Origin of the sequence: Mesorhizobium sp. C268A, from assembly GCF_040324475.1 — a bacterium.
Classification (GTDB): Bacteria; Pseudomonadota; Alphaproteobacteria; order Rhizobiales; family Rhizobiaceae; genus Mesorhizobium.
Window position 1 is genome coordinate 1,795,698 of record NZ_JAMYVX010000001.1, and the last position, 25,937, is coordinate 1,821,634.

Below are 25,937 nucleotides of genomic sequence, written 5' to 3' on the forward strand. Positions count from 1 at the left end.
GCCTCGACCAGTTTGCGGACGTGGCGGTTGTCCGCGATCCTGATCGCGCATGAGCCTCGCCACATGTCGGTGTGCTACCGGGAGTGGGCGCCGTGGAGCTGGCAGGTACGCTCGCTCAAAGCATCGGCCGTCCACCGGTGACCTCGTAGAGTGCGCCGGTGGTGTAGCTCGATCCTTCCGAGGCAAGCAGCACATAGGTCGCTGCAAGCTCTGCCGGTTGCCCGGGACGCTTGAGCGGTGTGTTCTTCCCGAACTCCTTGACCTTCTCAGAGGGCATTGTCGACGGGATCAGCGGCGTCCAAATCGGCCCGGGAGCGACCGCGTTTACCCGAATGCCGCGTTCAGCTACCAGTCCTGCAAGTCCGGCGGTGAAGTTGGCGATCGCTCCTTTGGTAGTGGCGTAGGCAAGCAGTGCCGGCGAGGGACTGGTCGCGTTGATTGAGGATGTGTTGATGATGGTCGAGCCGGGTTCCATGTGCTTCACTGCTTCCTGGGACAGATAGAACATCGCATAGACATTGGTGCGAAAGGTGAGATCCCATTCCTCCGCGCTGATGTCCTCCAGCTTCTCGAACGACGCCTGGTGGGCTGCATTGTTGACGAGGATGTCCAGGCGCCCGCATTCATCGATAGCTCGCTGCACAAGCGACCGCGCGAAGATTTCGTCCGAGATGTCGCCGCGTGCGAGCACCGCCTTGCGCCCCGCTTCCTCGACCAAGCGCGCCGTCTCCTGCGCATCTTCGTCCTCTTCAAGATAGGAGATCATGACGTCGGCGCCTTCGCGTGCAAACGCGATAGCCACCGCCCGGCCGATGCCCGAGTCCGCGCCGGTGATCAGCGCGACGCGGTCCATCAGCTTACCGCTGCCGCGATAGCTCTCCTCTCCGTGGTCGGGCCGTGGATCCATCTCGTCGGTGTAGCCGGGCATGTCCTGCTGCTGTTCGGGAAGCGGCGGCCGAGGATATTTCTGCTGGGCATCCTGCATGTCAGCTCCTTTTTTGGCTGGAGTTGCGGTTGTGTCGATCCGGTTCCGTGATCGGTCCCTTGGCGGCTTTCGAGCCACCGCCCCATTCCTCGGCCTTGCACGCTTGGTCGCCGCCCATGAGGTCCGGCGAACTGCGATTTGCGGTGCCGCTGTCGGTCTTGTTCAACTCGTGCTCCTTCTTGCGTGTCGTCAGTCTTTCTCGCCGGCGGTAATCATCGACCTCAGCGGCTCTTGCGCCACATTCGCCTCGATTTCCGCGCGTCCGGGAGTGTCCGGTAGCGCCTTGCGGAAATTTTTCGCATAATCCGGTGGCATCTTCGGTGGCATCATCGGTTCGTACGGGTCGACCACGGCCTCGATGACCACCGGACCCTCAGCAGCCAGGGCAGCGTCGAGAACACCTTCCACCTCCTCGGCGCGAGAGACGCTGTAACCAATGCCGCCCATGGCTTCGGCGGCCATGGCGAAGTCGATGGGCTGGAGTTCGCAGGCGAATTGCGGGTTGCCGAGGAACATCATCTGCTCCCAGGCGATCTGATTGAGCATGCCGTTCTTGAGCACGAGCACCTTGAGTGGGACCCGGTACCGAACTGCCGTCGAGAACTCGCCGAGTTGCATCGCGAGACCGCCGTCGCCGACGACCGCGAAGACCGGCCGGCCGGGAAAGGCCAGGCCCGCGGCGATCGCATAGGGCAGTCCGCATGCCATCGAGGCCAGCGCGCCCGAGACGCCGAAGGCCTGCCCGTCACGCAGCTCGATATGGCGGGCCGCCATCTCGGTGTTCTGGCCGGAATCGGCAACCAGGATCGCATCATCGGGCAATCGTTTCCCAAATGCGCGTGTGACCACCTGGGGCTTGAGCGAAGTGGCGGCCTTTTGCTCCGACTGCGCCATCATCTCGCGCCAGCGTCGCATGCCCGCCTGCGCCTTCTCGAGGAAGCTGCGATCATCCTTGCGCTTCAGGCGCTTGTTCAGCAGTCGCAGCGTCACGGCGGCATCGCCGGCAAGGCCGGCCTCAATGGGATAGCGCAGGCCGATGCGCTGCGGGTCGCGCTCGATCTGCACCCCGCGCGCCTGTCCCGGCTTCGGGTAGTATTCGATGTAGGGAAAGGTCGAGCCGACGACGAGCAGCGCGTCACATTCCTCCATGATTTCCTGCGACGGCAGCGTGCCGAGAATTCCGATGCCGCCAGTCGTCAGCGGGTGATCGTCGGGCAAGGCAGCCTTACCGAGCAAGGCCTTTGCGACGGGGGCACCAAGCAGCTCCGCCGTCTCTTCCAACTCGTGCCTGGCACCAAGCGCGCCCCGACCGGCGAGGATCGCGACCTTCGTCGCCCCGTTCAGGATCTCGGCGGCTTTCGCAAGTTGTTCTTCGTCGGGAAGCCTGCTTCCTTCGAACCAACGATCCGGCGTATGCGACGGTTTGTTGCGCTTCGAGCGCTTGGCCTGGCCGAGCGTGTGTTCCTGCACATCGCTGGCGATCGACAGATGCGCAACGCCGCGACGTGCCAGCGCCGACCTGCAGGCGAGACCGGCCAGGTTTTCCATATGCGCCGCGTCGGAGACCTGCGCGTCGAAGACGGCGACATCGCTGAAGACGCGCGTCAAGTCGACATCCTGCTGGGTGAAGGTCTCGATGAGGTCGTGGAACTGCATGCCGGTAATGGCGAGCACCGGCGCTTGGTCGAGCTTGGCATCGTAGAGGCCCGTCAGGAGGTGTGTGCCGCCAGGGCCGGAAGTTGCGAGGCAGACACCGAGCTTGCCTGTCCATTTTGAGTAGGCGCACGCCATGAAGGCCGCGGATTCCTCGTGCCGCACCTGAATGAAGCGGATGCGGTCCTGCCGCCTGCGCAGCGCCTCCATGATGCCATTGATGCCGTCGCCCGGCAGGCCAAAGATGATATCGACGTTCCAGTCGATCAGCGTCTCGATGAGGATGTCCGCGGTGGTCGGCATGTCTCAGTCCTTACCGCGATGCGGATCCCGCCGCCTGGCTGCTCTTGTTCGCGGTCTTGTCAGTCTTACGCTGGTCCTTGTTGCCGCCGCGATTGCCGCCATGCAACTCGTCGGAAGTTTGAGCGGTCTTGCCGTCTTCCAAATTATTGGCCATGCGCAAAGCTCCCTTCATCCGGCCTGCCTAACCAGAAAGTTGGTGAGATGTTCCGTGCCCGAAGGCAAGGCCGCCTATTCAGGTGCCGAAGGCAAACGTGTCAGTACCACCCGATGAGGCGCTGTTCGGCAGTCAGCGGCTGAACAGGCGAGGTGCGATCGAACTGACGAAGGCATCGAACTGTTGCGAGGCCGAGGATTGCACGTAGTGGCCGAGGCTGCCTGATCGCCAAAAGCGCTCGCGGCAGAGCTGGCCGATGTTCAGGTCGCGTCTTCGCAGCTCCCTATAGCCAGAGCGCAACGCCGCCCGGACCGTCCCCATAGGCGAACTCCTCCCACCCCTCGTCGACGAATTTCCCGCGCGGGATTCCGCCTCAGTGACGAAAGGACTCGTTCGTCGCGCACACCGCGGCGGGCGATGTGCGCCTCGACCATGCGGTGCCTGGCGTGCCGGTAGTCTGGCATGGCTCCTCGATAGCCTTAAAAAGACGGCAGGCTTAGTCGTCCTGCCTGCGCTTGTGGTGCTCGCTCTCCTGGTTTTCGCCGCGGATCATCTGGCGATCGTCCTTGTCGGTCAATTCCACGCCCTCGTCGCGTAGATTGGCGCCGTCTTGCCGCGCCTCACGCTCCTGCTTGGATCTCTTCAGCTCATCCTCGGCATTGAAATCGTCGCCGGCATTGCTGGTGTTCTCGCGCTTTTCGATGATGCGCAGCTGCTGCTCGTGGGTCTTCCGGCCGGCCATGGCAAGGTGCCTCCTACTTGTTCGTGCGTCCGGTCTGGTCAGGGTTGATGCCGCCCTGAGGCGTGACGTCGTTCTCGACATCGCCTTCGAACGTATTGTCCCCATCGAGAGCATCGTTCTCGTCGAGCATTTCGCCGCCCTTGACCGCGCCCTTCGAGGTGCCGATTCCCGGGTTGTCTCGCAGATCCTTGTCCGTGGGCTGTTTAGTCTTGGGGTGTTGGTTGGTCATGGAATTTCTCAGCGCTGGTTGAGCTTGGACGAAAGACGGCCCTGGCGCTGTCCAACTTCAACGTGGAGAAAATGTTCCGGAACATATTCGCTGTGTCAGGTTCGGTGTGCGTAAGCGGCCAGGCGGCCGCCGTCTCGGCTAGCGAAACTCCAGGCATGCCACATTACATCCCATTCCGGGCGAATTGGCGGGCTAAAGTGAAAATCGAGACGGTCGAAAGCTTGCGAAGAGTGGGTGCTCTGTTCCGGTGGCGATCTCGGTTGCAAGCAGTTCGCCGGCAATCAAGCCAAGTGTTGCGCCGCTGTGGCTGAAGGCGACGTAATACCCCTCGATCTCCCGCAACTGGCCGAAGACCGGCTCGCCGTCTCCGGGGATTGGCTTGGGCCCGACACCGTAGCTCTCCAATTCCAATTTCGGATGACCGTCGAGAACATTCGACGCTTCGTCGAGAAGCCCCTGGATGGTCGATGCTTTTACGCGATAAGTCCCGTCCGGATTGACTACCACCTGTTCTTCCGACCAGGCAGAATCGAGCGCGAGGGCGCCATCAGGCGTCGGCCGGATGGCGACGCGCGGCGTGTTGAGCACGGCGCGTAGAGGCAAGTCGACTGGCTTGGTCCTGACCAGCAGCGCGATTGGTGTCCCATCGGCAATACGCTGACCGGCCACGGCAACCATTCGCGGCACATCAGCACCGGTCGCCAGAAGCACCGCGTTGGCGGCGAAGCTGATCCCGCTGGTGGTGGTGACGCCGGTGGCGCGGCCGTTGGCGACGGTGACGGCAGCGCTTCCGGCCTCGGTGACCACCTGGCCGCCCCGCTCCACGAATTCCGCGATCAATATTTCGATCAGCGACGGCAGGTCGACCCAGCCCTCACCCGGGTTGAAGATCGCGCCTTGAGGCGTGACTGCGCTTGCGCAGACACCCGGCGCGACCAACCTTATGGCGTCCGCGGACAGATGCTGCGCATCATAGCCGATACGTTTTTCTTGGGCGAACACATCGGCGATCTCGTTTGAGGCATCGTCCGCATCCCACGTCAGGCCACCGTCGAAACGCAGCCAGGCGGCATCCGGGTATCGCGCCGACAAACTGCGGTAGCGGTCGATACCGATCATGCGCAGGCGATGATATTCAGCCGAGCGCCTGCGCGCCGAATTGATCCAGGCGAGCGAGCGGCCGGAAGCTCCCTTGGCGAGCGGTCCATCATTGACCAGCACGGTCTCGATGCCGAGCCTTGCAAGATGAACGGCCGAGGAGACGCCAAAAATGCCGCCGCCGACGACAACGACCTTGGAAACCTGATGTGATGTAGCCATGAGATATCTTTCACTGGTGGAGGTTGGGTTGGGCGGCCGTCTTGAAGGGCTCATGCGTGATCAAAGCACTTCGGCAAGGAAGTGCTTCAGACGCGGGCTTTTCGGCGTGTCGAAAATCGCGGCAGGCGTGCCGGCCTCGATGATGCGACCTTCATCCATGAAGACGACCTGATCGGCGACCTTGCGGGCGAAGCCCATTTCATGCGTCACCACGACCATTGTCATGCCGCGCCGGCCGAGATCCGCCATGAGGTTGAGCACACCCTTCACCAGTTCTGGATCGAGTGCGCTCGTTACCTCATCGAACAAGATGACCTCCGGGTCCATCGCCAATGCACGAGCGATTGCCACACGCTGCTGCTGGCCACCGGAAAGGCTCCCTGGACGATGGTGTTTGCGGGTCGCAAGCCCGACGTCGGCAAGGCGCGCCTCGGCGATGCGCTCAGCTTCCTGTACAGGGAGCCCCTTTACCTTGGTCAGCGACAGCATGACGTTTTCGAGCGCGGTGTGGTCGGGAAACAGATTGAACTGCTGGAAAACCATGCCGACACGCCGGCGCAGTTTTTCAGGCTTCATCGCCAGGATGCTCGCACCATCGAGCAACACCTCACCGCCCTTGGGCTCGACCAGGCGGTTGAGGCAGCGCAGCAGGGTCGACTTGCCCGAACCTGATGGGCCAATCACGCATGTGACCGTGCCAGGCTTGACTGCCAGGCTGACGCCTTTGAGAACATCGAGGTCGCCATAGGCCATGTCGAGATCGGTGATGGCGAGACTGCCGCCCTTGAAGCGGGGCAGCGCTGAGCGGGCATCAGAGCCGGCCTCCGAAGGTGCACTGCCGGTGGCGCCCTCCAGTTCGCTCACTTCGGCCAGGCCGCTGATGACGAGGCCGGCCTTTTGCTTTCCGACCCGCAGCGAGTTGTCGATGTAGTTGACCACATGGGTCAACGGCACGGTGATGACGAGATAGAACACGCCGGCCAGAAGCAATGGCGAGAGGTTTCCGGTGACCACTGCCTGGTCCTGACCGACACGGAAGATCTCGCGCTCCGAGGCGAGCAGACCGAGGAAGTAGACAAGGCTTGAATCCTTGACGTTGCCGATGAACTGGTTGACGAGGGCCGGCAAGACGCGGCGGATGCCTTGCGGGATCACGATCAGGCGCATGCCTTGGCCGTAGCTCATGCTGAGCGCCCTGCAGGCCTCCATCTGCCCGCGCTCGACGCTCTGGATGCCCGAGCGGAAGATTTCGCCGATATAGGCGCCGGCGATCAGGCTCAGCGCAAGAATGCCGAGCGGGAAGGGCGAAGGGCCGAAGATTTCACGGCCGATGCGGGCAAAGCCCTGGCCTATCAGCAGGATGGTGACGATCGCCGGCAGCCCACGGAATATATCCGTGTAGACCCGCGCCGGAATGCGCAGCCAGCGCGATTGCGAGATGCCCATGACCGCCAGGATCATGCCGAGGATGACACCCAGCACCGTCGACGCGGCGGCGAGGATCAACGTGTTCTTCAATCCGATGGTGATCATGCTGGGCAGCACGTCCGCCATGGCCTGCCAGTCGAGGAAACTGCGCCGCAGGTTTTCGAGCCAGTTCATTCGCCCCCCTTTCGGTTGCGCTATTCACATCGTCCGCATCAAGGACGGCGGCGTAATCCGGCCGCCGGCATGAGAGCCAGCGGCCGGGTACGGTCTACTTCTTGGGAAGATACTGGTCGGGCATCGGCGAGCCGGGGAACCACTTTTCATAAAGCGTTTTCCAGGTGCCGTCCTGCATGGCCGCATGAAGGGCGGTGTTCAGCGCATTGCGGAGCTTGTCGTTGCCCTTGCGCAGGACGAAGCCGGCCGGCGCGTCAAAGGAAGGAATATTGACCGCGATCTTCAGGTTCGGATAGCGAACGCCATAGTCCTTGGCAGCCTCGTAATCGAGGAAGTGGGCATCCACGGTTCCGTTGTTAAGCGCCGAAACGGCGGAGTTGTTGTCGGGGAATTTGACGAGATCGGTTCCGACAAAATTCTTCGCCGCGTAGATTTCCTGGAGCGTGCCTTGCACGACGCCGAGACGTTTGCCCTTGAGCCCGTCCGCCGACGTGATCGCCTTGTCGGCAGTAAGCACGGACAGATAGCCTGCGATATACCCGTCGGAAAAGTCGACGGTCTTCTTGCGTGCTTCCGTCGTGCCGATTGCCGCGACCGCGACATCGAAACGCTCGTTTGCAACCGAAGGCATCAGCGCCGAGAATTCCTGGCCGGTGAAGATCACCTGGTCGGGCTTGAAGCCAAGGCGGCTCGCGACGTTGCGGAACAATTCGATGTCGAAGCCGGTGAACGACCCATCGGCCTGGGTGAAAGCGTAGGGTTTGGCATCGCCCATGGTTCCGACGCTGATGACCTTCGCATCAATGAGGCCATAGGGATTGTCATCCGCGGCGGCCGCTCCTGAAACCAGCCCGGCGCCGACGCACATCGCCATAAGAGCCATTGCGCCGGTTCTGACCGGGCACATCAACGACTTGAGAATTTCTTTCCTGCTCATGTCTTTCTCCACTCTGAAGGTCTGTTCTTCTTGGTATTTCCGTCGAGCCGCCATCTGGCGCGCCGACATGCCCTTGCCGAAATCACGGTCCGTCACGCCTCTCGGCTCCACTCCTTTTAAAGAGACCGGTCTCATATTGCGTGAGACCGGTCTCTTTGTTAATCGTTATCGCCACGTTGACCTCCCGTCAACAACTCTTGTAGTCGTCATCCGATGAAAAGGACCGCCCCCAAGACCCCGTCGATAACGGTCAGCGACGTCGCCCGCGCGGCCAACGTTTCGAAAGCGACAGCCGCGCGCGTGCTCGGCGGATACGGCGTCGTCAGCGACATGATCCGCGCGGAAGTCATGGCCGCGGCCAAGGCCTTGGACTATCGTGCGAACGAGCTCGCCCGCAGCATGACGACCGGCCGCTCCGGCATCATCGGCGTGGTTGTCGGCGACATCGAGAACCCGTTCTTCAGCCTCGCGGTACGCGGCATCAGCGACGCGGCAAAGGCAGCCGGGTTCAACGTCATCCTGGCCAATTCCGGCGAGAAGATCGAGGCGGAAAAGGCGGCCGTGAAACTGCTCATCGGCAAGCGCGTCGACGGGCTGATCGTCACGCCGTCGGAATCGCGCGACATCGCGCACCTGCGCGATATCCACCGCTCGGGCCGACCGCTTGCCCTGCTGGATAGGGCGCTGGCAGATCTGGATGTCGATACGGTCACGACCGACGATCGCGGCATCGCCATGCTGGCGACCCGCTTTCTAGCCGATGCCGGCCACCGCAACATCGCCTATGTGACCGCGGTCGACGCCGAAGGGCACGAGTACCGCGATCTCGGGCAGATCTACACCTCGTCGGTCCGTGAGCGCATCGACGGTTTCCTCACCGTGTGCCGAGAGGCCGGACTTGATCGGCCAGAACGCTTTGTTCGCCTTGGCGCGACAAGCCCCACCGAAACGCGCAGGGTTGCCGGCGAGATGCTGTCGGCGCCGGATCGGCCGACGGCGATCCTCGCCTCCGACAGCGTCATTGCGCTGGAGATCTTCAAGGTGACCCGCGAGCGCGGCCTGCGGGTTCCCGACGACATTTCGCTCATCACTTTCCATGATGCGGACTGGACGAGCGTCACCACGCCGCCCATCACCGTTATCGACCAGCCCGTCTACGCGCTTGGCAAGAGCGTCGCGGAATTGCTCATCCGGCGATTGAAGGGAGATTCCCGCCCGGCGGAAAGGCTCGTTTTGCCGACCGCCATCATTGCACGCGGATCCGTTGGCCCGCCCTTGAATGGAAAGCCCCAAGTGCGCCAAGCATAGGTGTGGCGGCGATACGGCCCACATTGAATACGCTAGGGAGCCAAGGTCGACGCACCCCCGCTTTAAGACTGATACGGGTCAATGAAGCCCAGCAAACACCCTGATCGCAATGCCACGTCCACCGTCATCGGGACGGCACGTGCCGGCTCATGGTTTGAAGAGCGTGACGATGAGCCAGATGCCCGGCTAATTCTTGCGCCTGCCTGGCTTCAGGGCCGCCAAAAGATTGGTGATCCTGCCCGCCTTGCGGTTGCGGATCTCGGCCTCGTTCTTGCGGCCCACCGCCGCGCGGACAAGTCTGGCGCCGAGATAACGCAAAGGCTCGGGCGGCAGCGACATGCGCCGCTCCATGCCGACCAGACCGCTTTCGCTCCAGCGATCCTTTCGCTCGAGCACCAGGCTCGCCAGAATGCGTCCGGCTATCGGCGTCTGCGCGATGCCGGTGCCGTTGAATCCCATGCCGTAGAAGATATTGGGATGATCGCGCAGGTGGTCGAAGACAGGAACGTGTTCAGGCACGCAGTCGATCGGCCCCGACCAGTCATATTCGATCGCCACACCGCGCAGCGACGGGTAGACCCGATGCAGCTCTCGCATATTGTCGCGGCCGTGCTCCGGGCTGCGGTTGAAGCTGGCGCCGAAATTTCCACTGAAGGCGACGTTGCCGCTGCCACGACCGAAGACCACCCTGCCCCCGATGGTGCGCTGGTAGTAGAGCACCTGGGCCTGGGAATCGCAGATCGAGGCACCGTCGCGCCAGCCGATGCTGTCGAGCAGTTCGGGAACGGCGGCAGTGGCAATCACGTCGCTGCCGACCACATAAAGATGCCGCCGCAGTTCCGGCAGCGCGGAAAGCCAGGCGTTGGCGGCAAGCACGATTTTGTCAGCCCGTACCGCGCCATGCGCCGTGCGCACCGTGCATGTCATGCCGGGTTCGATGGCGAGGACCGGGCTGCGCTCATGGATGATGACGCCGCGTGCCAGTGCCAACTTGCGCAATCCGATGGCAAGTTTGGCGGGATGGACCGTGCCGGCAGTGGTCTCGACCACGCCGACATAGGAGGCCGATGAACCGGTGCGGCGTTGAATGTCCTCGGCCGTCAGCGGGCTGAAACGGTTTTCTCCAACAGCCGCCGTCAAGGCCACGGCGGTCTCCCAGGCGCCTTCCTGCGCAATGGAGCTTGCGGTCCACAACCATCCGTCCAGCCTCAGGTCCATGTCTATGGTGCCGTTTTGCTGCAGCGCCTTCAGCTCCGCGATCGATGCCACCGTGTCGGCGCACAGCGGGCGCGCTTCCTCGAGACCGACGACCGCACTGATCTGGTCGATTTCGGCGAACCATGAATGGACCTGACCGCCGTTGCGCCCCGAGGCCCCCGATCCGCACAGATCGGCTTCAAGGATGACCACCCGCGTTTGCGGCGCCAGTTCAAGGATCCGCAGCGCGGTCCACAGACCGGTATAGCCGCCACCGACGATCACCACGTCGGCGCGCTCGTCGCCTCGCAATGGCTCGGTCGCAGGGGCGGCGGTAATGTCCTGCAGCCAAAACGACCGGTCAGATGCAAGCGCGACCGCAGGCTGCCGCAAACGAAGTGTACTCACGCTTGGGCTCCCTGCGCATCGACAATGAAGCTGGCATATTTGGCTGGCAGCCAATCGGGTATCGGACGCGGTCTCTGGGGAAACCCGCCAAGATGGGTGCAGGTCTGCGCCGCCGCGATCGACGCCCTGTGCAATGCCTCCAAGGCGCCAAGGCCGCCGAAATGGAAGCCGGCGAGGAAAGTGGCAATGAAACTGTCGCCGGCGCCACACGTATCCACGACATCGACAAGCGTCGCCGGCGCATGCACGACATTCGTGCCATCGTCGAAGTAGGAGCCGCGTCGACCACAGGTCAAAACTACCTGCCTTGCGCCGGCCGCCCTGAGCGCGCCCAGCGATGGCACGATGGGAACATCGACATCGTCCGGTCCGGACGCAAACAAAAGCGGGACACCGTCGAGCGGCAGCGCCATATGGGCGGTCGATAGATCGATGCTGAACGGCACATGGTCCGCCACCAATCGTTGGACAAGGTGCTTGTTGGCGTTGGTGCCGAGATGCACCCAGTCGGCCGCGGCGATGACCGCATAATGCGCGGGCAGCGGCATGAAGTTTTCGCCCACACCGAAGGATTCGTGCAGGAACTTCCGGTCGCCGGATTCATCGCGCAGCAAGGTGACGGCCGTATCGCCGGGACGCCGTTCGACGTCGTCGGGGGATAGGCCGGCACCTGCCAGCTCAGCAAGCACCACGTCGCCTTCGGGATCGTTCCCGACGGCGCCGAAATAGCGCGCGGACCAGCCGTTGCGCCGCCATTGCGCCGCGACATTCAAGGCGTTGCCGCCCACCGTCATCAAGTTGTTGGTCAAATAGGCATCAAGGCAATTGTCCCCGACCGCGATAAGCTTCTTCGACCTCATGCCGGCACCGTTGCGCAATTGAGGTATGGCGCGATGGCGCCAAGGCAGCGTGTCCAGGCTTTTACCGGATCGAGCGCGTAGGAGCCGTTGCCGAACGGCTCGAAGGTGAACTTTCCGGCATAGCCCAGGCGCGCAAGCTCGCTGACGTAGTGGCCAAGCGGCAGCGTGCCCTCCCCCCACACCAGATGCCCACCTGGCGTGCCGTCGACCAGATGGACATGCGCCAGCCGCGAGCCGAACAGGTCGATATAGCCGGCCACGGTGTCGCCGGCCGTGGCCATGGCGACAGTGTCGAGCACGATATCGATATTGCCGGCGCCCACCTCATCCAGCATTTGGCGCAGGCTTGCCGCATCATTGACGATGTTGCTCTCGAACCGCTGCAACGGCTCGAGCAGGCAGCGCACCCCGTTTGCGGCTGCGCGCCGGGCGATCTCGCCGACCGCTTCGACCGCGCGGTCCCATGCCGGTTGCCGGGGTTGGCTCTCGTAGCCCCGGCCGGGCGTCAGGAAGAGATAGCGGGCGCCAAGCGCCGCGCAGATGTCGGCTGCACGGCAAAACCGCTCAATGCTGTCCTGGCGCAGTGCGGCGTCGCCGGAGGCGATGTTGATTGGATACAACACCTGCTCAGGCGTAAAGCACCAAGCCGACAGCTCGTTGTCGGCGAGTACCCGGCGAACGGATTCGACACGCGCGTCCGTGGCATGGAACAAGTCCAGATGCTGGGCAATCCCCCACAGTTCGACCTCGAGCAGGCCAAAGCCTCGGATCGTCCTGGCGACCTCATCGAAGGGGAAGTGCTGAAAGCTGAAATTGGCTCCGATCAGCTGATGAGCAGCGAGCTGCGGCATGAAGGCTCCTTTCGGGAATTGTTATTTGCCGATGCCTTCGGCCAAGCCACGGATGAAGTAGCGTTGCGCGGCAAAGAACACGATCACGATAGGCAGCGCCGAGATCGTCATGGCCGCGAACACCACGGCATAGTTGGTCCCGTGCGTTGCCATGATCGACGTCAGTCCGACCGGCAGCGTCTGCACATCGGAGCCGCTCGTGAAGATCATGGCGAAGAGATATTCATTCCAGGCGAACAGGACGTGCAGGATGACGCAGGAAATGATGATCGGCCGGCACAGCGGCAAGGTGATGCGCCAGAAGATCTGACCCTCGCTGGCGCCATCCATCGTCGCCGCCTCGTCGATGTCTTCAGGCAGATCCAGCATGTAGGCGCGGATGAGGAAGGTGGTGAACGGCACCCGGAACGCCGTGTAGAGAATGATCAGCGCCCAGTAGGTGTTGTAGAGACCGAGCGCCTGCAACATCTTCACCAGTGGAATGATCGCCACCGTGGGGCTCAGCATCAAGCCGCCCAGAACGATGGCGATAACCAGCGGCTTTGCCGGCATCTTGGTGCGGGTCAGGCCGAAGGCCGTCCAGGCGCTGATCAGCACGGTGCATATGGCCGAAGCGATGGTCACCAGCACCGAGACTGTCACGTAGCCACGCACGCCCTGGTTCCATGCCTGCACGTAATTGTTCCACGACCAATGGGTGGGCAGGGCGAAGGGATCGCCGAAGATCTGCGCATTGTCCTTGAAGCCGCTCAGCGCCATCCAGATCAGCGGATAGATGACGACGACACCAAGGCAGACCAGGAATGAATAGAGCAACGTCCTGGCGATGACCGACCACACATTGACGTGCCGGCTGCGACCGGCTGCGACCATCGCACTCATAGCTGCACCCGGCGGCGCTTGGTGTACCAGAGCTGTGCCGCACCTGTGAGCATGGTCAACATGAAGATGACGGCGGCGATCGCCGCGCCATAGCCGAAATTGTCCTCGATGAAGGCCTTCTGGTAGAGCCACGTGCCCAGCACCTGGCTGCTGTTGTTGGGCCCGCCTGCGGTCATCACCATGACCTCGTTGAACACCTGGAACGCGCCCGTGATGGTGACGATGATCATCAACCCCGTCATTTCCCGGGTCAGCGGAAAGGTGATGCTCCACAGGCGGCGAAGAGGACCCGCGCCGTCGATCGTTGCGGCATCGTAGAGGTCGCGCGGGATCTTCTGGATGGCGATGGCGAACAGCAGCGTCGAATAGCCAAAACCCTGCCATTGGCTCATGGCGATGATGGCATAGATGGCGGTGTGCTCATTGCCGAGCCAAGGCATGACGAGCTGGCTCAGTCCAACACGGCTGAGCGCGGCATCCAGCAAGCCGATCTGCGGCTGGTAGATGAAATAAAACAGCAGGCCGGTCACCGTGATCGAGATTGCCGACGGCACGAAATAGACGGCGCGCCACAGCCGGCGCCAGCTTTCGCTTTTCAGGTCCTCGATAATGGCCGCCAGCAGGAACGCGCCGAAGACCTGGAAGATGACGGAGATGAGAGCGTAGAGGCAGTTGTTCCACAGCGCCAGCAGCACGACCGGGTCATGCAGCAGCCGGTCGTAGTTGGCGAGGCCGACATTGGTGACCTCGCCGGTGTAGATGTCCTGGTCGGTGGTGCTGACGATGAAATTGTCGACGATCGGATAATAGACGAACCAGCCGATGAGGATGAGCGCGATCGCCGCCCATCGCAACGACAACAGGTTGGCGAAGCAGGCCCGCCGGCTCTTTGGCCGTTGCGGCCTGGCGACGCCGATGTCGGCGCCGCTGTCCACTGTGTCCGAGGCCCTTGCCATGCTCGCCTGCTTTATTTGGCCGCGGATGCGGCTTTGCGCACCTCGTCCATCACTTGCTCGGGCGTCATCGAGCCGCCCGCCAGCGCCTGCAGGCTGGACAGCCAGACGGCGGCGACGCGCGGTGGGTTGGCCGTATCCAGCCAGGGCATGAGGTATGAGGCGGCGTTGATATCCTTGAGGCCATCGACCACAGCCGCGCTCATGTTCGATTCCGAGGCGCCGCCGATGGTGGCGCTCGGCTGGCCATAGGGTGGCGCAGACAAGACCTGCGCATTTTCCTTCGAGGTCACGAACTTCATGAAATCGATCGCCAGCGGGATGTTCTTCGATGCCGCATTGATCATGTAGCCCTCCGGCGCGCCCTCGATCGACTTGGCGTCACCCTTGGCGCCGGCGGGCACCGGCAGCCGGAAGAATCCGAAATCGGCGGGCTTTAACGCCGACTCCGGCGTGGCGGCCTGATCGAACTCGATGATTTCCTGGTAGTACATGGCCGACTGGGCGTTGGTGAAGGCCTGGAGAGCCGAGGCATAGGATGTGCCGTTGACGCCGGCGCCATCGGTGCAGCGCTCGACAAGCTGGCTGAACTGCTTGAGTGCTGCGACATAGCCTGGATCGCTGTATTGGGCGGTGGCCGGATCGAAGTCGCGTTCCAGCGTTGCCTGCGGCACGTTGTAGGCGAGCAGCTGGCCTGCAAAGTGGATCGCCGGCCAAGCCTCCTTGTTGCCGAAGGAGATCGGTGTCACGCCGGATTTGCGGATGGCGTCGCAGCTGGTCAGCAAGTCCTCGAAAGTGGCGGGTGCCTTGAGGCTGAGCTTGGCGAAGATCTGCTTGTTGTAGCCCATGAACTTGGCATCCTGGTAAAGCGGAATGCCATAGAACTTGCCGTTGTACTGGAACGCCTTGACGGCGGCTGGAGACAGCGACTTGCCCCACTCGGTATCGGCAGCAATGACGGGCGTGAGATCAACGGCGCGATTGCCGCGCACGAAATTGCCACCCCAACTGCCTGTCCAGGAGAAATAGATATCGGGCAGCGAGTTGGAAGCGACCAGCGTCTTGGTCTTGCCCTTCACGCTGTCGTCGCTCTCCTGGATAAGTTCGACCTTCACATCCGGATGGAGCTTCTCATAGGCCTGTGCCAGGTTGACGAAATAGGGCGACAGCTGTTGCAGCCCGAACTTGGTCAGGACCGAAAGCGTGCCGGTGTATTCCACCTTGGCGTTTGGGTCGGCCGTGACAGCCGGCGAAGCGGCGGAACTGCCGCTTATCGACAACCCCAATGATGATACCGCGGCCACCGTGACCGCCACGACTTGCAGCGAACGTTTCATGGATAGCTCCTTCAGAGGTAAGAGGGGATCAATATTCCACGCGTTTGTAGTAGCGACGGGTGGTCAGCGGGTGGTTGCGCAGCACCTCGAGATGGGCGCTCAGCCGCTCGAGCAAGGTGGCGAGCAGAACCGGCGAGATCATGCCGCGGACCTTTGCGGAGATGCCCGGCAACTTGACCGAGGCCGCGTCCAGCGTGCGAACGCGGTCCGTGTAGCGCCTGGCGAAGTTCTCGACCCGGTCGGCCAGTGGCCGAAGGGCATCTTCGCCCTTGAACACGAAAACGCTGACGCCCGGCTCGACCAACTCGAGCGTACCGTGGAAGAAGTCGGCGGCGTGCACCGGGCGGGTGCGAATCCACTGCATCTCTTCGAGGATGCACATGCCGTAATAGTGTGCCTCCGGCCACACCGAGCCGGCGCCGGTGAAGATGTGATAGGTATCGTCCTTGATTGTCTGGGCCAGTTCGGCCGCCCTGTCCTCAAAGGCAGCCTTGGCGTCGGCAAGCAGATCCGGCAGCAGTTTGAGTTCGGCGACAGTGCCATCAAAATCATCATATTCGCCGCGCTCTTCCAGCAGGGCCAGGACGATCAGCAGCGTCTGCAGGTAGAAGGATTCCGACGAGGTGTCGTCTTCGGCGAAGTTCGTGAAATTGTGGTCAGCCTCCCGTGCGATTGGCGTATCCGAATGGCCGGTGAGCGAAATCGTGCGCACACCACGTTTTTTCAGAAAGGCCATGAGCTCGACGCCTTCCTTGGTCGTGCCCGACAAGGACGGGATGACCACCACGGCCTTGCTGTCGAGACCGGCGGGCGGATCGATCACGACCTGCGCCGGATAGGCACCGCTCACCGGGAAGGTGGACCAGCGCTGCGCCAACTCGATCGCGGGCAAGGTTAGAAGCTGCACGCCGCCGGTGCCCATGAAAAACAGCCGCTCGACGCCATCTGCCAGCAGTGTGCGCATGAGTGAGCGAACCTCACCTGCGACGGCGACGGCCCCGCTTTGGATCTTCACGAAGCGGTCCCTATCGAAGTTCAGCATGACGTTTTCCTTGTATTTCGCATGTGACAGGCCTCTAGCCCGCCTTAGGCGTCGGTGGGCCGTCTAGCTCGTTTTTCCGATGTGAGATCGATCTCACAAGCAATAATGGGCACGCAATTTCGCCAATGGCAAGTCCTTTAGACGAAATTCTCCGAAATCGAGGGGTTTGCTCTTTAGCGCACAGCGCGCCGGGCAACCGATCCGCGTACGATCAAGCGGGTCTGAAATCGGGTACGGCGCGGTGCAACCTTTTTGCCGGCAAGCCGCTCCAGCAGATATCTGGCGGCGAGCGGTCCGATCTCGGAGATGGGTTGCGCCACGACCGTTATCTGCGGATCGGTGAACGTGGCGAGGTTGAAGTCATCGAAGCCAACCACCGACACATCATGCGGAATCGAGAGCCCCATTGAACGCAGGCCAAGAAGCGCGCCTTGCGTCATGAGGCTGTCCACCGTGAACAGTGCGGTGGGGCGATTGCGCCGGCTGAACAGGCGGATCGTGGCTTCGATGGCGTGCTCGACGGTCGAGCGCGATACGCCGATGAGCGCTTCATCGATTGCGATCCCATGCGAGTGGAGCGAGTTTTCGTAGCCAGCCAAGCGTTCCTGTGCCGTAAAGATGCGTGACTCGTCGCGCAAAAGACCGATCCGGTGGTGACCGTTGCCAACCAGATAGTCCACTGCCTCGCGTGCCCCGCCCTCGTTGTCGACGACGACGCTGTCGCATTGCAGGTCCTTTACCACGCGGTCGATGAGCACGATCGGTGCGCCTTCGCGGGCCAGTTGCACAATATGCTGGCTGTCGGTTGCAGACGTTGGGGCAAGGATGAAGCCGCGAATGCTGAGCGAGCGAAGGCTCTCAAGCAGTTCTTTCTCCTGTTCTACATTCTCCTCGCTGCTGGCAATCAGAAGATTGTGGCGGTGCTTGCGCAGTTCCACCTCTATGTCGTGCGCGATTCGGGCGAAGAACGGATTCTGGATATCGCCGGGCACGAAGCCTATGATCGGCAATTGTCCGCTGCGCAGCGCCTGCGCGACGAGGTTGGCCCGATAGCCCAGCCTTTCGGCTGCCTCAACCACGCGGAGCGCCGTCTCGTCGCCAACGTAACCATAGCTGTTGAGCGCCCGGGCGGCCGTGGCGCGCGACACCTTAGCCGCTGCGGCAACGTCCTTTAATGTGATTCCTTTCTGGGCCACAGGTAACCGTCCTTCTTGGATCTGAACATTGCGTCAGATCATTCTCGGCTCGTCTTGCCGGCATCGTTGTGCGGCATATCGGACGATTCTCAAACTGCGAACATAGCTTTCGCAACTCCTTGCCACCTAATCGAGATACGCGCGCTGTTTGGCTATCTGGAAATTTGATCCACGAATGCACCTACATGTTGTGCAGTCAGTTCATTGCCTTGCACTGCCAGCATACGGCAATGAGTTCACGCCATGGTCCAGGCGGCCTCCCTGGCATCGATCATAACACCGATGGAGACGACTAGCCTTGCCGCCAAACTCGTCCAGCGATTGGAGGCGAGCTTTCAAAAAGGTCGAGCCAGACGCTCAAGGCCCGCTGCACGGAGAGCCACAGGCTGGGAGACTCTGAGCAAATCGGGAATCTGAGTCGCTTGCTCTGAACCGTCGGCATCATGCTGCTAACCGGTTTTGATCCTCCGGGGCTCCGCATTGGCAATAGCGACGAAAATGCTGTCGAGCAGACCCTTGTCGCGGAAGGAACTTGCCAAGCAAGGGCACCTCGGCCAAGTACGCAAACAACGCCCGGAGACGAAGGCGCATCCGGCAGCACCCTTTTGGGGCCAGATAGAGACTCAGAAACCCAAAACTTTCATCTTCCCGCTATTGAAACGGAGGACTCGATCGTGACGCGTGCGCCCGACCATCGCCAACGGTGGGCTCCAAACTGATCGAAACTTCTCGTCGACCTTGCAAGGTGATTGATCATCGGGGAGACCAAAGCCGAAACACTGGGGTTGGTGTCTCCAGTGACGCTGACGAAGCTTCAGGGAAAATCCCAAATCTGCCGATTGCCCTGGCGCTGTCATTGCAACGATCGAGACAATCAGGGAGACCGGACCGCAGGCACGAGAGGCCGCGTCCTTCCGTGGGGTCGCTCCTCCAAACCGTTTGACGCAATTTAGAGATGTTGCCTTGACCCCGCACTAGCGTCTACTGCATCTCCCAGCGGGAGCGTCACCAATGGCGAGAAAGTCTGTCCGACGCAAGTCAACGATTTATGATATCGCGGTGGCGGCAAAGTCGTCCCCGACCGCCGTCAGTCTCGTCCTCAATGGCTCGTGGCAACAGCACCGGATCAAGGCGGAAACCGCAGCGACCATCCTCGATTGGGCTGAGCGGCTTGGCTATGCTGTCAACCTCAAGGCACGAGGATTGCGGCTTTCCCGATCCGGACTCGCTGGAATGATCTTGCCACATTACCGCAATCGCTTCTTCGCCGGATTGGCCGAAGCCTTTGAAGCGGAATCCCGCGTCCACCGCTTGTGCCCGATCGTCGTCAGCACCCATCGCAATCCTGATAACGAGTTGAGTGTGACGGAAACCCTGCTGGCTCAGCAGGTGGAATTTCTCTTCCTTGCGGGCGTTCGTGACCCCGATCCGCTGAATGACCTGTGCCGGGCAGCGGGCGTCCGGTGCATCAACATCGATCTGCCAGGCCGCCGGGCTCCCTCAGTTGTTTCTGACAACTACGGGGGCGCCAAGGCGCTCACGGAGATCATTGTTCAGAAATTGAAAGAACGAGGGGGCTCCACCGAAGATCTCTTCTTCTTTGGCGGGGTCAGCGATGATGACGCAACACGTAGCCGTTTGCTGGGTTTTCACGATGCGCTGGCAGCGCATGGGATTGTTACGGGCCCGGGCACGATTGACTGCTGCGGCTACGCACCGACCAACGCTGCTCGGTCTCTCGCTGCACGATACGCTCAGCTTGGGCATCTGCCCTCAGGTATGTTCGTCAACGGCGTGACCGCTCTTGAAGGAACATTGCGGTTCACTTCGACACTAGCCTCAAGTGAGCTTGGACGGGTTGTTGTCGGAAGCTTCGACTGGGATCCATTCGCGGCGCATTTGCCCTTCGATGTGACCATGGTCCGACAGAATGTCGAGGTGATGATTGCTGAAGGATTTTCGCTTCTGGAGAATTATTCGATAGACCACTTTCCGCTGGTGACCGTACCGACCAGCTTTGGGCGAACCGGAGAGCATGACGGCGCCCAAGAAGATTGGGATTCGGCATCCAAATCGAGCATCGACCACTAGCAATTCTTTGTCGCAAGACATCGTTGCAGAAGTTCAACTCCGTTCATCAGCACCTCGGATCTGGGTAGCACCGCCTCGACCCAAGGCTCGCGGGGGATCGCATGTCGTTTCTACGGGTGCAGCCTGAGTGCGAAAGGGCGGATCGTTTACATCAATCGAGAAATGTTTTTAGACGCTGGTGGCGTGACCGTCTTGCTAAATCTATTTAGCACCTTGACCGGCCGGCATTCAAAGTCTTTTATGGCGCGTTCTGGGAGGAATGCGGCGCCGAGTGCGTCAATGCCGTAGGGCCCAAAGGGGTGGGCCAAACAAAGCCGACATGGGCAATAGGCAACCCAAAAACTCGTCAATCAGGGAGGAACTAAATGTTAGCAAAAACTATACTCGCGGCGGCGTTCGGCGCAGCCCTTTCGGTCGCCACAATGGATGCTGCGCTGGCGAAGGACGTCAAGGTTGGAGTCGTCGTGAAGATCGGCGGTATTCCCTGGTTCAATGCCATGGAAACGGGAATAAAGGAAAAGTCGAAAGAGCTTGGCGACGACGGCTTCATGGTCGGGCCGACCAGCGCCGACCCGGCACTTCAGGTCCGCGCGATCGAAGACCTGATAGCTCAGGGCGTCAGCGTAATTGGCGTCGTGCCGAATGATGCAAACGTTCTCGAGCCGGTTCTAAAAAAGGCGCGCGAAACGGGCATCAAGGTTATAACTCATGAATCGCCAGACCAGGTGAACGCTGATTGGGACTTCGAAATGGTCTCGGCCGTTGGTTTCGGTGAGGCCCATGCTAAGCTATTTGCCGAGAAAATGGGCGGCAAAGGCAAGTACGTGGTGTACGTAGGTTCTCTTACTGTGCCCGCACACAATGCCTGGGCCGATGCTGCAATCGCCTACCTGAAGAAGAACTTTCCCGACATGCAGATGGTTGGCGACAGATATGGCGTCGCCGAGAGCGCCGATGACAGCCGAAAGACGGCTCTGGATGTGCTTGCCGCCAATCCTGACCTCGGCGGCTTCCTGACGTTCGGCAGTCAGGGACCGATCGGCGCCGGACGCGCGATCGAGGAGCAGAAGCTTGGTGACAAGGTGGTTCTTGTCGGTTCATTCTCGCCTAGCCAAGGCAGCGCAATGCTCAAATCCGGCATTATTGACGGCGGCTATATGTGGAATCCTCTGGAAGCGGGCAAAGTATTCGTAACGATGGCTGATTTTCTGGCGGGCGGCGGTGAAATCACCGACGGCATGACGATCGAAGGTCTGGGTGTCGTTCACCCTGACTTCAAAACCGGCACCATCATCGTGGACGCTGTGCAGCCTATCACGGTCGAAACGGTCGATGGTCTTGCAGCCCTAGGGCTTTAGATGGCGGACCATGGCTGGCGTGCCGGGGTGGCAAATCAATCCCGGCACGCCCCATCCTTGTCATTTCAGAAGGGCCCGCCGTGAACCTCGTCGCGTCTACGACGCAGGACCTCCCATCGGTTCTGTCGTTTAGCAACATAAGCGTCACATTTGGTGGCGTTAGAGCCCTCCAGGATGTCGCCTTCGAGGTTCTCCCGGGTGAAGTGCAATGCATCGCCGGTGAGAACGGCAGCGGCAAGAGCACCCTGATCAAGGTAATCACCGGCGTTTGTCAGCCGCTAGCCGGCGCAAACATGTCGATCGCCGGAAAGTCTGTCGACATCATGTCGCCGGCTGCGGCGCGCAGCGCCGGGGTGGAAGTCATCTGGCAGGACCTCGCACTGTTTCCTGAAATGACAGTCGCGGAAAATATCGGGATCAGAACTGTCCTCGGCAACATGCCTCGGCTCGTCGATCCTTCGCGCATTCGCGAGGTGGCGCGAGGGCTGTTGGTGCGGCTTGGCGCCGACCTCGATGTCGACGCGCCTCTGCGTAGCTTTGCAATCGCCCAACGTCAGATCGTCGCCATCGCCCGGGCGCTCGCCGGCGATGCGAAGGTTATTTTCATGGACGAGCCCACATCGTCGCTTACTCAATCGGAAACAGACCGGTTGCTCGCGATCGTTCGAACACTCTCGAATGAAGGCATGGCCATCGTCTTCGTCAGCCATCGCCTTGCGGAAGTTCTGGAGATCTCAAGTCGCGTCACCGTTCTGCGCGACGGTAAGGTCGTTGGGGTGTTCCCGACCGCCGGAATGACCCAATCACGCCTCACCGAACTGATGACCGGCAAGACTTTCGACCAAACCGTGAGCACGAGAAACCTTAGTGGATCACCCGTCGTGTTGAAGATCGATCGATTGACCCGCGCAGGCGACTATGACGACGTTTCGCTGACAATACGGCGAGGTGAAACGCTTGGCCTGACCGGGCTACTCGGCGCCGGTCGCACAGAACTCGCGCTTTCTATTTTCGGCATGCTGCGCCCAGACCGCGGCAGCATCGCACTCAACGGGACGGTTCTTCATCTGAACTCCAACCGCGACGCAATCCGCGCGGGTATTGGATATCTCTCCGAAGACCGCTTGTCCCTTGGTCTCATACAAGCTCAGTCCATCGCCGACAACGCCGTTATCCCGGTGCTCGACAAGATCCTTGATCGAGGGCTGATCTCCTCGGAGAAGAAGGATGCGCTCGTCAATCATTGGATCGAGGAATTGGCGATAAAAGTCGGGCGGCAGACCGATGCGATTTCCACGCTCTCGGGCGGCAACCAGCAAAGGGTGGCCATCGCCAAATGGCTGGCGGTCGGACTGAAACTGATCATTCTTGATTCGCCAACCGTGGGGGTGGACGTTGGCGCGCGGGCCGGCATCTTCGAGATTGTCGCCAAGCTTGCTGCCGAAGGCCTGGCGATTCTGCTGATATCCGATGAAGTGCCGGAGGTCTATTTCAACGCCGACCGCATCCTCCATATGGCCGCGGGCAAGATAGTCGCCGAATACGACCCGCACGCCATCTCGCTCGGCGACCTGGAAGCTGCCGTCTATGCGTAACCGCGGCAAGCTCTTCCGGGCTCATCCCACCGAGACATGGCTCGTTGTGGTTCTTCTCATCATGAGCGCAGGTCTCTCCGTTGCGAGCGACAAATTCTTCACCATTGCCAATCTCTTCAATCTGCTCAACACAAGCTCGACAAATCTGATCTTCGCGGTTGGGCTGCTGGTGGTGTTGATCGCTGGGGGCATCGATATCTCCTTCGCCGTGGCCGCGTCAGTGGTTCAATACGTTGTGGCGCTGGCTCTAGCCCAAATGGGAGGTGGTGATTGGTTCATCGGCCTCACCTTGGCGGCAATCGTCGGGATCGCCCTGGGTGCGGTGAACGCCGGCCTCATCTACTATTTCCAGATCATTTCAATCGTTGTCACCATCGCCACCTTCAATATTTTTTTCGGCCTGCTGATGTTCTTCACGCACGGTGTATCGATCTACAATCTGCCTGCCTGGTGGACGCATCGCACTGTGCTTTTCGAGTTCCAACAGGCGAATGGCAATTGGGCCGAGCTAACACTGCCGGTTGCGATCATGGCGGTCTGTGTCGCCGCCACCTGGGGGCTTATCCGGTATACCACCACGGGACGGCAGCTATACGCTTTTGGCGATAACCCGGAGGGCGCCCGTCGCCTCGGTATCAACATCGCGGCGATGCACTTCATTGCCTTCGGCTGGCTTGGTTTGATGGCCGGGATCGCGGGACTTGTGCAGGTGCACTATTCCCAGGAAGTCGTGCCCAACGCATTGGTGGGGCGCGAGATGGACGTGCTGGCAGCTGTTGTCCTTGGCGGTGCCAGGCTGGGTGGCGGGCGCGGCACCGTGCTCGGTTGCATCCTTGGCGTGTTTCTTGTGTCGGTGACGCAAAACGGGCTGAACCTCCTCGGCATCTCTCCCTATGCTTTCAAGATGATCGTCGGGGCGATCATCTTGATTGCCATCACGCTGTCCAACGCGCCGCTCGGGCATATCCTCGCGGGCTTGCGGCAGAGGATGGGTACATGACGCAGCGCGTGCTCGAAACTGGAGCGCTACGGCACGGATTCTTGCGCCGTCTTGCCGGCACGTTGGGCGCCGAGAATATCGGACTTTTGCTGGCATTGATTTTGGTGATTGCATTCTTCGGATCTCTCTCGCCGCGATTCCTGTCCAAAGCTACCTTTGAATCGGTGGCCTTCCAGTTGCCTGAACTTGGACTGCTTACGCTCGCGATGTTGATGCCGATCATCTCGGGCGGCATCAATCTCGCCGTGACGTTCACGGCCAATCTCTGCGGCCTCACGCTCGCCTGGGTTCTTCAGGCCAACGGAGGACCGGACGCAAGCATCTATGCCTTTCTACTCGGTTCCGTTCTTGCGGTCGGCGTTGGCACGGCAAGCGGCTTGGTCATGGGCCCGGTGATAGCCTATACCGGCGCGCACCCCATCCTCGTTTCGCTCTCGGTGATGATTTTCCTGCGCGGCCTTGGCGAGTTTCTGACCCGCGGCGCCGATATTTCGGGCTTTCCCGAATTCATCCAGCCCCTGGGCCACGGCAGCATCGTCGGCATTCCTGTCCCGCTGCTGATACTGCTCGGCGCAGTCATCGTCTGGCATGTCTTGATGACCCGAACCAGGCTTGGCTTTTCAAACTATATGGTCGGCTCCAACATCGAGGCGACGCGCTATTCCGGCATCTCGACGCGACGCGTGATCATTCTGATCTACGCGCTGTCTGGCGCCATGTGTGCGTTGGCCGGCATTATCATGATGGCACGATTCAATTCCGTCCGTGTCGGCCATGGCGAGTCCTATGTGCTGATTACGGTGCTTGCCTGCTTTTTGGGCGGGGTGAATCCGTTTGGCGGCTTCGGCAAGGTCGTTTCGGTCTTCCTAGCCCTCATCGTTTTGCAGTTGCTTTCTTCGGGACTGAATCTCTTGGGCGCCAGCCAGCACCTGGCCACAGCCATTTGGGGCATCATGCTGATCGGCGTCATGATCTTGCGGTGGGCTGCCGGGCAGCTCAATTTCATGAGGATAACACGATGAAGGGTTTTGGCGTTCATACGAGCATGTGGACGAGTGGTTGGTCCGTAGAGGGCGCCGAGCACACTGTAGCGGCGGTGAAAAATACGATCTCGATTTCATTGAAATTTCGCTGGCCGATCCATTTTCTTGCGATGCCGATCACACCCGCAAGCTGCTGGCGGCAAATGGCATGCAGGCGGTGTGCTCGCTAGGGTTGCCCGAATATGCGTGGGCATCGCGCCACCCACAGGAGGCGATTGACTTTCTCAAGGTGGCTATCGACAAGACGGCCGACATCGGAGCCCAGGCGCTATGCGGCGTAATCTATGGCGGCATCGGCGAGCGTACTGGCGTGCCACCTACGCAGGACGAACTTGATAACATTGCAAAAGTGATGACGTCCGCCGCCGCGCAAGCCAAGTCTCGCGGCATCGAACTCGGTGTTGAAGCCGTGAACCGCTACGAGAACCACATCATCAACACCGCGGCTCAGGCGGTGGCACTAATCGAGAGAGTCGGCGCCGACAATATGTTCGTGCACCTTGATACCTATCACATGAACATAGAGGAGAAAGGTATGGGCAACGGTATTATCGTCGCCCGCGATTACCTCAAATATATCCACCTCTCCGAGTCTGATCGCGGCACCCCAGGCGAGGGCAATTGCAATTGGGATGAGACGTTCGCAACGCTGGCCGCGATCGGCTTCAAGGGCGGGCTCGCGATGGAGAGCTTCATCAACATGGATCCGCGTCTGGCGTTTGGCCTCAGCGTGTGGCGTCCGGTGGCCGAGAGTGAAGCGGTTGTAATGGGCAACGGTCTGCCGTTCTTGCGCAACAAGGCACGGCAGTACGGGCTGATCGCATAAGTTACATCGCCATGCGAGATCGAAACTCGGCACATCATGAGCCGACTGCATCGACATTGCGGCGA

At 60.9% G+C, this 25,937-nt stretch carries 23 protein-coding genes and 1 pseudogene; 7 read left to right on the forward strand and 17 right to left on the reverse strand.

Going from position 1 to position 25,937, the window contains the following annotated elements; genetic code table 11:
* Positions 1-115 precede the first annotated feature (115 nt).
* The 9 genes from NKL06_RS08870 to NKL06_RS08910 form a co-directional block, all read right to left on the reverse strand.
* Positions 116-928, reverse strand: coding sequence for an SDR family oxidoreductase (locus NKL06_RS08870; protein WP_280790897.1), 813 nt, complete (start codon positions 926-928; stop codon positions 116-118).
* Positions 929-986: 58 nt separating this feature from the next.
* Complete coding sequence (locus NKL06_RS08875) at positions 987-1,151, reverse strand: hypothetical protein (protein WP_023695159.1); 165 nt, start codon at positions 1,149-1,151, stop codon at positions 987-989.
* 23 nt (positions 1,152-1,174) lie between these two features.
* Positions 1,175-2,941, reverse strand: coding sequence for a thiamine pyrophosphate-dependent enzyme (locus tag NKL06_RS08880; protein WP_023692306.1), 1,767 nt, complete (start codon positions 2,939-2,941; stop codon positions 1,175-1,177).
* Positions 2,942-2,951: 10 nt separating this feature from the next.
* The gene (locus tag NKL06_RS08885) at positions 2,952-3,095 is read right to left on the reverse strand and encodes a hypothetical protein (RefSeq protein WP_023692307.1); all 144 of its coding nucleotides are present in this window, start codon (positions 3,093-3,095) and stop codon (positions 2,952-2,954) included.
* 496 nt (positions 3,096-3,591) lie between these two features.
* A complete protein-coding gene (locus NKL06_RS08890; RefSeq protein ID WP_023682770.1) occupies positions 3,592-3,837 on the reverse strand; it encodes a hypothetical protein in 246 nt (81 codons plus the stop codon).
* A 13-nt stretch (positions 3,838-3,850) separates the two neighbouring features.
* Positions 3,851-4,066 carry a hypothetical protein gene (locus tag NKL06_RS08895; RefSeq protein ID WP_023692309.1) on the reverse strand — a complete coding sequence of 72 codons (216 nt, stop codon included), beginning with the start codon at positions 4,064-4,066 and terminating at the stop codon, positions 3,851-3,853.
* A 192-nt stretch (positions 4,067-4,258) separates the two neighbouring features.
* Entirely contained in the window at positions 4,259-5,386 is a 1,128-nt protein-coding gene (locus tag NKL06_RS08900) for an NAD(P)/FAD-dependent oxidoreductase (protein WP_023692310.1), read from the reverse strand.
* A gap of 60 nt (positions 5,387-5,446) precedes the next feature.
* Positions 5,447-6,988 carry an amino acid ABC transporter permease/ATP-binding protein gene (locus NKL06_RS08905; protein ID WP_023667755.1) on the reverse strand — a complete coding sequence of 514 codons (1,542 nt, stop codon included), beginning with the start codon at positions 6,986-6,988 and terminating at the stop codon, positions 5,447-5,449.
* Between the two features lie 94 nt (positions 6,989-7,082).
* Positions 7,083-7,925 carry an ABC transporter substrate-binding protein gene (locus tag NKL06_RS08910; protein WP_023692311.1) on the reverse strand — a complete coding sequence of 281 codons (843 nt, stop codon included), beginning with the start codon at positions 7,923-7,925 and terminating at the stop codon, positions 7,083-7,085.
* A gap of 213 nt (positions 7,926-8,138) precedes the next feature.
* Between NKL06_RS08910 and NKL06_RS08915 the strand changes: the two genes are divergently transcribed.
* Complete coding sequence (locus tag NKL06_RS08915; protein ID WP_023692312.1) at positions 8,139-9,233, forward strand: LacI family DNA-binding transcriptional regulator; 1,095 nt, start codon at positions 8,139-8,141, stop codon at positions 9,231-9,233.
* A gap of 186 nt (positions 9,234-9,419) precedes the next feature.
* Here NKL06_RS08915 and NKL06_RS08920 read toward each other — a convergent pair whose 3' ends face one another.
* The 8 genes from NKL06_RS08920 to NKL06_RS08955 all read right to left on the reverse strand — a co-directional run bounded on the left by NKL06_RS08920 (position 9,420) and on the right by NKL06_RS08955 (position 17,959).
* A complete protein-coding gene (locus NKL06_RS08920; protein WP_245267106.1) occupies positions 9,420-10,892 on the reverse strand; it encodes an NAD(P)/FAD-dependent oxidoreductase in 1,473 nt (490 codons plus the stop codon).
* Positions 10,835-11,698, reverse strand: a complete 864-nt coding sequence (locus NKL06_RS08925; protein ID WP_023692314.1) for a PfkB family carbohydrate kinase — start codon at positions 11,696-11,698, stop codon at positions 10,835-10,837. The genes NKL06_RS08920 and NKL06_RS08925 overlap by 58 nt, the downstream gene beginning before the upstream one ends.
* Positions 11,695-12,549: a sugar phosphate isomerase/epimerase family protein gene (locus NKL06_RS08930; protein ID WP_023692315.1), complete on the reverse strand. Its 855-nt coding sequence runs from the start codon at positions 12,547-12,549 to the stop codon at positions 11,695-11,697. Before NKL06_RS08930 ends, NKL06_RS08925 begins: the two co-directional genes overlap by 4 nt.
* A gap of 21 nt (positions 12,550-12,570) precedes the next feature.
* Complete coding sequence (locus NKL06_RS08935; protein WP_023692316.1) at positions 12,571-13,431, reverse strand: carbohydrate ABC transporter permease; 861 nt, start codon at positions 13,429-13,431, stop codon at positions 12,571-12,573.
* Entirely contained in the window at positions 13,428-14,387 is a 960-nt protein-coding gene (locus NKL06_RS08940) for a carbohydrate ABC transporter permease (RefSeq protein WP_023682778.1), read from the reverse strand. The genes NKL06_RS08935 and NKL06_RS08940 overlap by 4 nt, the downstream gene beginning before the upstream one ends.
* A gap of 11 nt (positions 14,388-14,398) precedes the next feature.
* A complete protein-coding gene (locus NKL06_RS08945) occupies positions 14,399-15,721 on the reverse strand; it encodes an ABC transporter substrate-binding protein (protein ID WP_023686870.1) in 1,323 nt (440 codons plus the stop codon).
* Positions 15,722-15,749: 28 nt separating this feature from the next.
* Positions 15,750-16,763 carry an SIS domain-containing protein gene (locus tag NKL06_RS08950; RefSeq protein ID WP_023692317.1) on the reverse strand — a complete coding sequence of 338 codons (1,014 nt, stop codon included), beginning with the start codon at positions 16,761-16,763 and terminating at the stop codon, positions 15,750-15,752.
* Between the two features lie 173 nt (positions 16,764-16,936).
* Positions 16,937-17,959: a LacI family DNA-binding transcriptional regulator gene (locus NKL06_RS08955; protein ID WP_023667745.1), complete on the reverse strand. Its 1,023-nt coding sequence runs from the start codon at positions 17,957-17,959 to the stop codon at positions 16,937-16,939.
* A gap of 1,011 nt (positions 17,960-18,970) precedes the next feature.
* Here NKL06_RS08955 and NKL06_RS08960 point away from each other — a divergent pair.
* The 6 genes and pseudogenes from NKL06_RS08960 (at position 18,971) to NKL06_RS08985 (ending at position 25,872) form a co-directional block, all read left to right on the forward strand.
* Positions 18,971-20,050, forward strand: a complete 1,080-nt coding sequence (locus tag NKL06_RS08960; protein ID WP_023692318.1) for a substrate-binding domain-containing protein — start codon at positions 18,971-18,973, stop codon at positions 20,048-20,050.
* A gap of 365 nt (positions 20,051-20,415) precedes the next feature.
* On the forward strand, positions 20,416-21,408 hold the full coding sequence (locus NKL06_RS08965; protein ID WP_023692319.1) for a substrate-binding domain-containing protein: 993 nt from the start codon (positions 20,416-20,418) through the stop codon (positions 21,406-21,408).
* Positions 21,409-21,488: 80 nt separating this feature from the next.
* Positions 21,489-23,003: a sugar ABC transporter ATP-binding protein gene (locus tag NKL06_RS08970; protein WP_023692320.1), complete on the forward strand. Its 1,515-nt coding sequence runs from the start codon at positions 21,489-21,491 to the stop codon at positions 23,001-23,003.
* On the forward strand, positions 22,996-24,003 hold the full coding sequence (locus NKL06_RS08975) for an ABC transporter permease (protein WP_023692321.1): 1,008 nt from the start codon (positions 22,996-22,998) through the stop codon (positions 24,001-24,003). The genes NKL06_RS08970 and NKL06_RS08975 overlap by 8 nt, the downstream gene beginning before the upstream one ends.
* Positions 24,000-25,025 carry an ABC transporter permease gene (locus NKL06_RS08980; RefSeq protein ID WP_023667740.1) on the forward strand — a complete coding sequence of 342 codons (1,026 nt, stop codon included), beginning with the start codon at positions 24,000-24,002 and terminating at the stop codon, positions 25,023-25,025. The genes NKL06_RS08975 and NKL06_RS08980 overlap by 4 nt, the downstream gene beginning before the upstream one ends.
* Positions 25,022-25,872: pseudogene (locus NKL06_RS08985) on the forward strand (sugar phosphate isomerase/epimerase family protein). The gene NKL06_RS08980 and the pseudogene NKL06_RS08985 overlap by 4 nt, the downstream one beginning before the upstream one ends.
* The last annotated feature ends 65 nt before the right edge of the window (positions 25,873-25,937 follow it).

Excerpts from the sequence above, each read along its gene's own strand:
- NKL06_RS08890 (WP_023682770.1), bottom strand. The coding sequence starts at position 3,837 with ATGGCCGGCCGGAAGACCCACGAGCAGCAGCTGCGCATCATCGAAAAG.
- NKL06_RS08935 (WP_023692316.1), bottom strand. The coding sequence starts at position 13,431 with ATGAGTGCGATGGTCGCAGCCGGTCGCAGCCGGCACGTCAATGTGTGG.
- NKL06_RS08870 (WP_280790897.1), bottom strand. The coding sequence starts at position 928 with ATGCCCGGCTACACCGACGAGATGGATCCACGGCCCGACCACGGAGAG.
- NKL06_RS08930 (WP_023692315.1), bottom strand. The coding sequence starts at position 12,549 with ATGCCGCAGCTCGCTGCTCATCAGCTGATCGGAGCCAATTTCAGCTTT.
- NKL06_RS08945 (WP_023686870.1), bottom strand. The coding sequence starts at position 15,721 with ATGAAACGTTCGCTGCAAGTCGTGGCGGTCACGGTGGCCGCGGTATCA.
- NKL06_RS08980 (WP_023667740.1), top strand. The coding sequence starts at position 24,000 with ATGACGCAGCGCGTGCTCGAAACTGGAGCGCTACGGCACGGATTCTTG.
- NKL06_RS08965 (WP_023692319.1), top strand. The coding sequence starts at position 20,416 with ATGTTAGCAAAAACTATACTCGCGGCGGCGTTCGGCGCAGCCCTTTCG.
- NKL06_RS08915 (WP_023692312.1), top strand. The coding sequence starts at position 8,139 with ATGAAAAGGACCGCCCCCAAGACCCCGTCGATAACGGTCAGCGACGTC.
- NKL06_RS08895 (WP_023692309.1), bottom strand. The coding sequence starts at position 4,066 with ATGACCAACCAACACCCCAAGACTAAACAGCCCACGGACAAGGATCTG.
- NKL06_RS08880 (WP_023692306.1), bottom strand. The coding sequence starts at position 2,941 with ATGCCGACCACCGCGGACATCCTCATCGAGACGCTGATCGACTGGAAC.
- NKL06_RS08925 (WP_023692314.1), bottom strand. The coding sequence starts at position 11,698 with ATGAGGTCGAAGAAGCTTATCGCGGTCGGGGACAATTGCCTTGATGCC.
- NKL06_RS08905 (WP_023667755.1), bottom strand. The coding sequence starts at position 6,988 with ATGAACTGGCTCGAAAACCTGCGGCGCAGTTTCCTCGACTGGCAGGCC.
- NKL06_RS08960 (WP_023692318.1), top strand. The coding sequence starts at position 18,971 with ATGGCGAGAAAGTCTGTCCGACGCAAGTCAACGATTTATGATATCGCG.
- NKL06_RS08950 (WP_023692317.1), bottom strand. The coding sequence starts at position 16,763 with ATGCTGAACTTCGATAGGGACCGCTTCGTGAAGATCCAAAGCGGGGCC.
- NKL06_RS08940 (WP_023682778.1), bottom strand. The coding sequence starts at position 14,387 with ATGGCAAGGGCCTCGGACACAGTGGACAGCGGCGCCGACATCGGCGTC.
- NKL06_RS08900 (WP_023692310.1), bottom strand. The coding sequence starts at position 5,386 with ATGGCTACATCACATCAGGTTTCCAAGGTCGTTGTCGTCGGCGGCGGC.
- NKL06_RS08910 (WP_023692311.1), bottom strand. The coding sequence starts at position 7,925 with ATGAGCAGGAAAGAAATTCTCAAGTCGTTGATGTGCCCGGTCAGAACC.
- NKL06_RS08975 (WP_023692321.1), top strand. The coding sequence starts at position 22,996 with ATGCGTAACCGCGGCAAGCTCTTCCGGGCTCATCCCACCGAGACATGG.
- NKL06_RS08885 (WP_023692307.1), bottom strand. The coding sequence starts at position 3,095 with ATGGCCAATAATTTGGAAGACGGCAAGACCGCTCAAACTTCCGACGAG.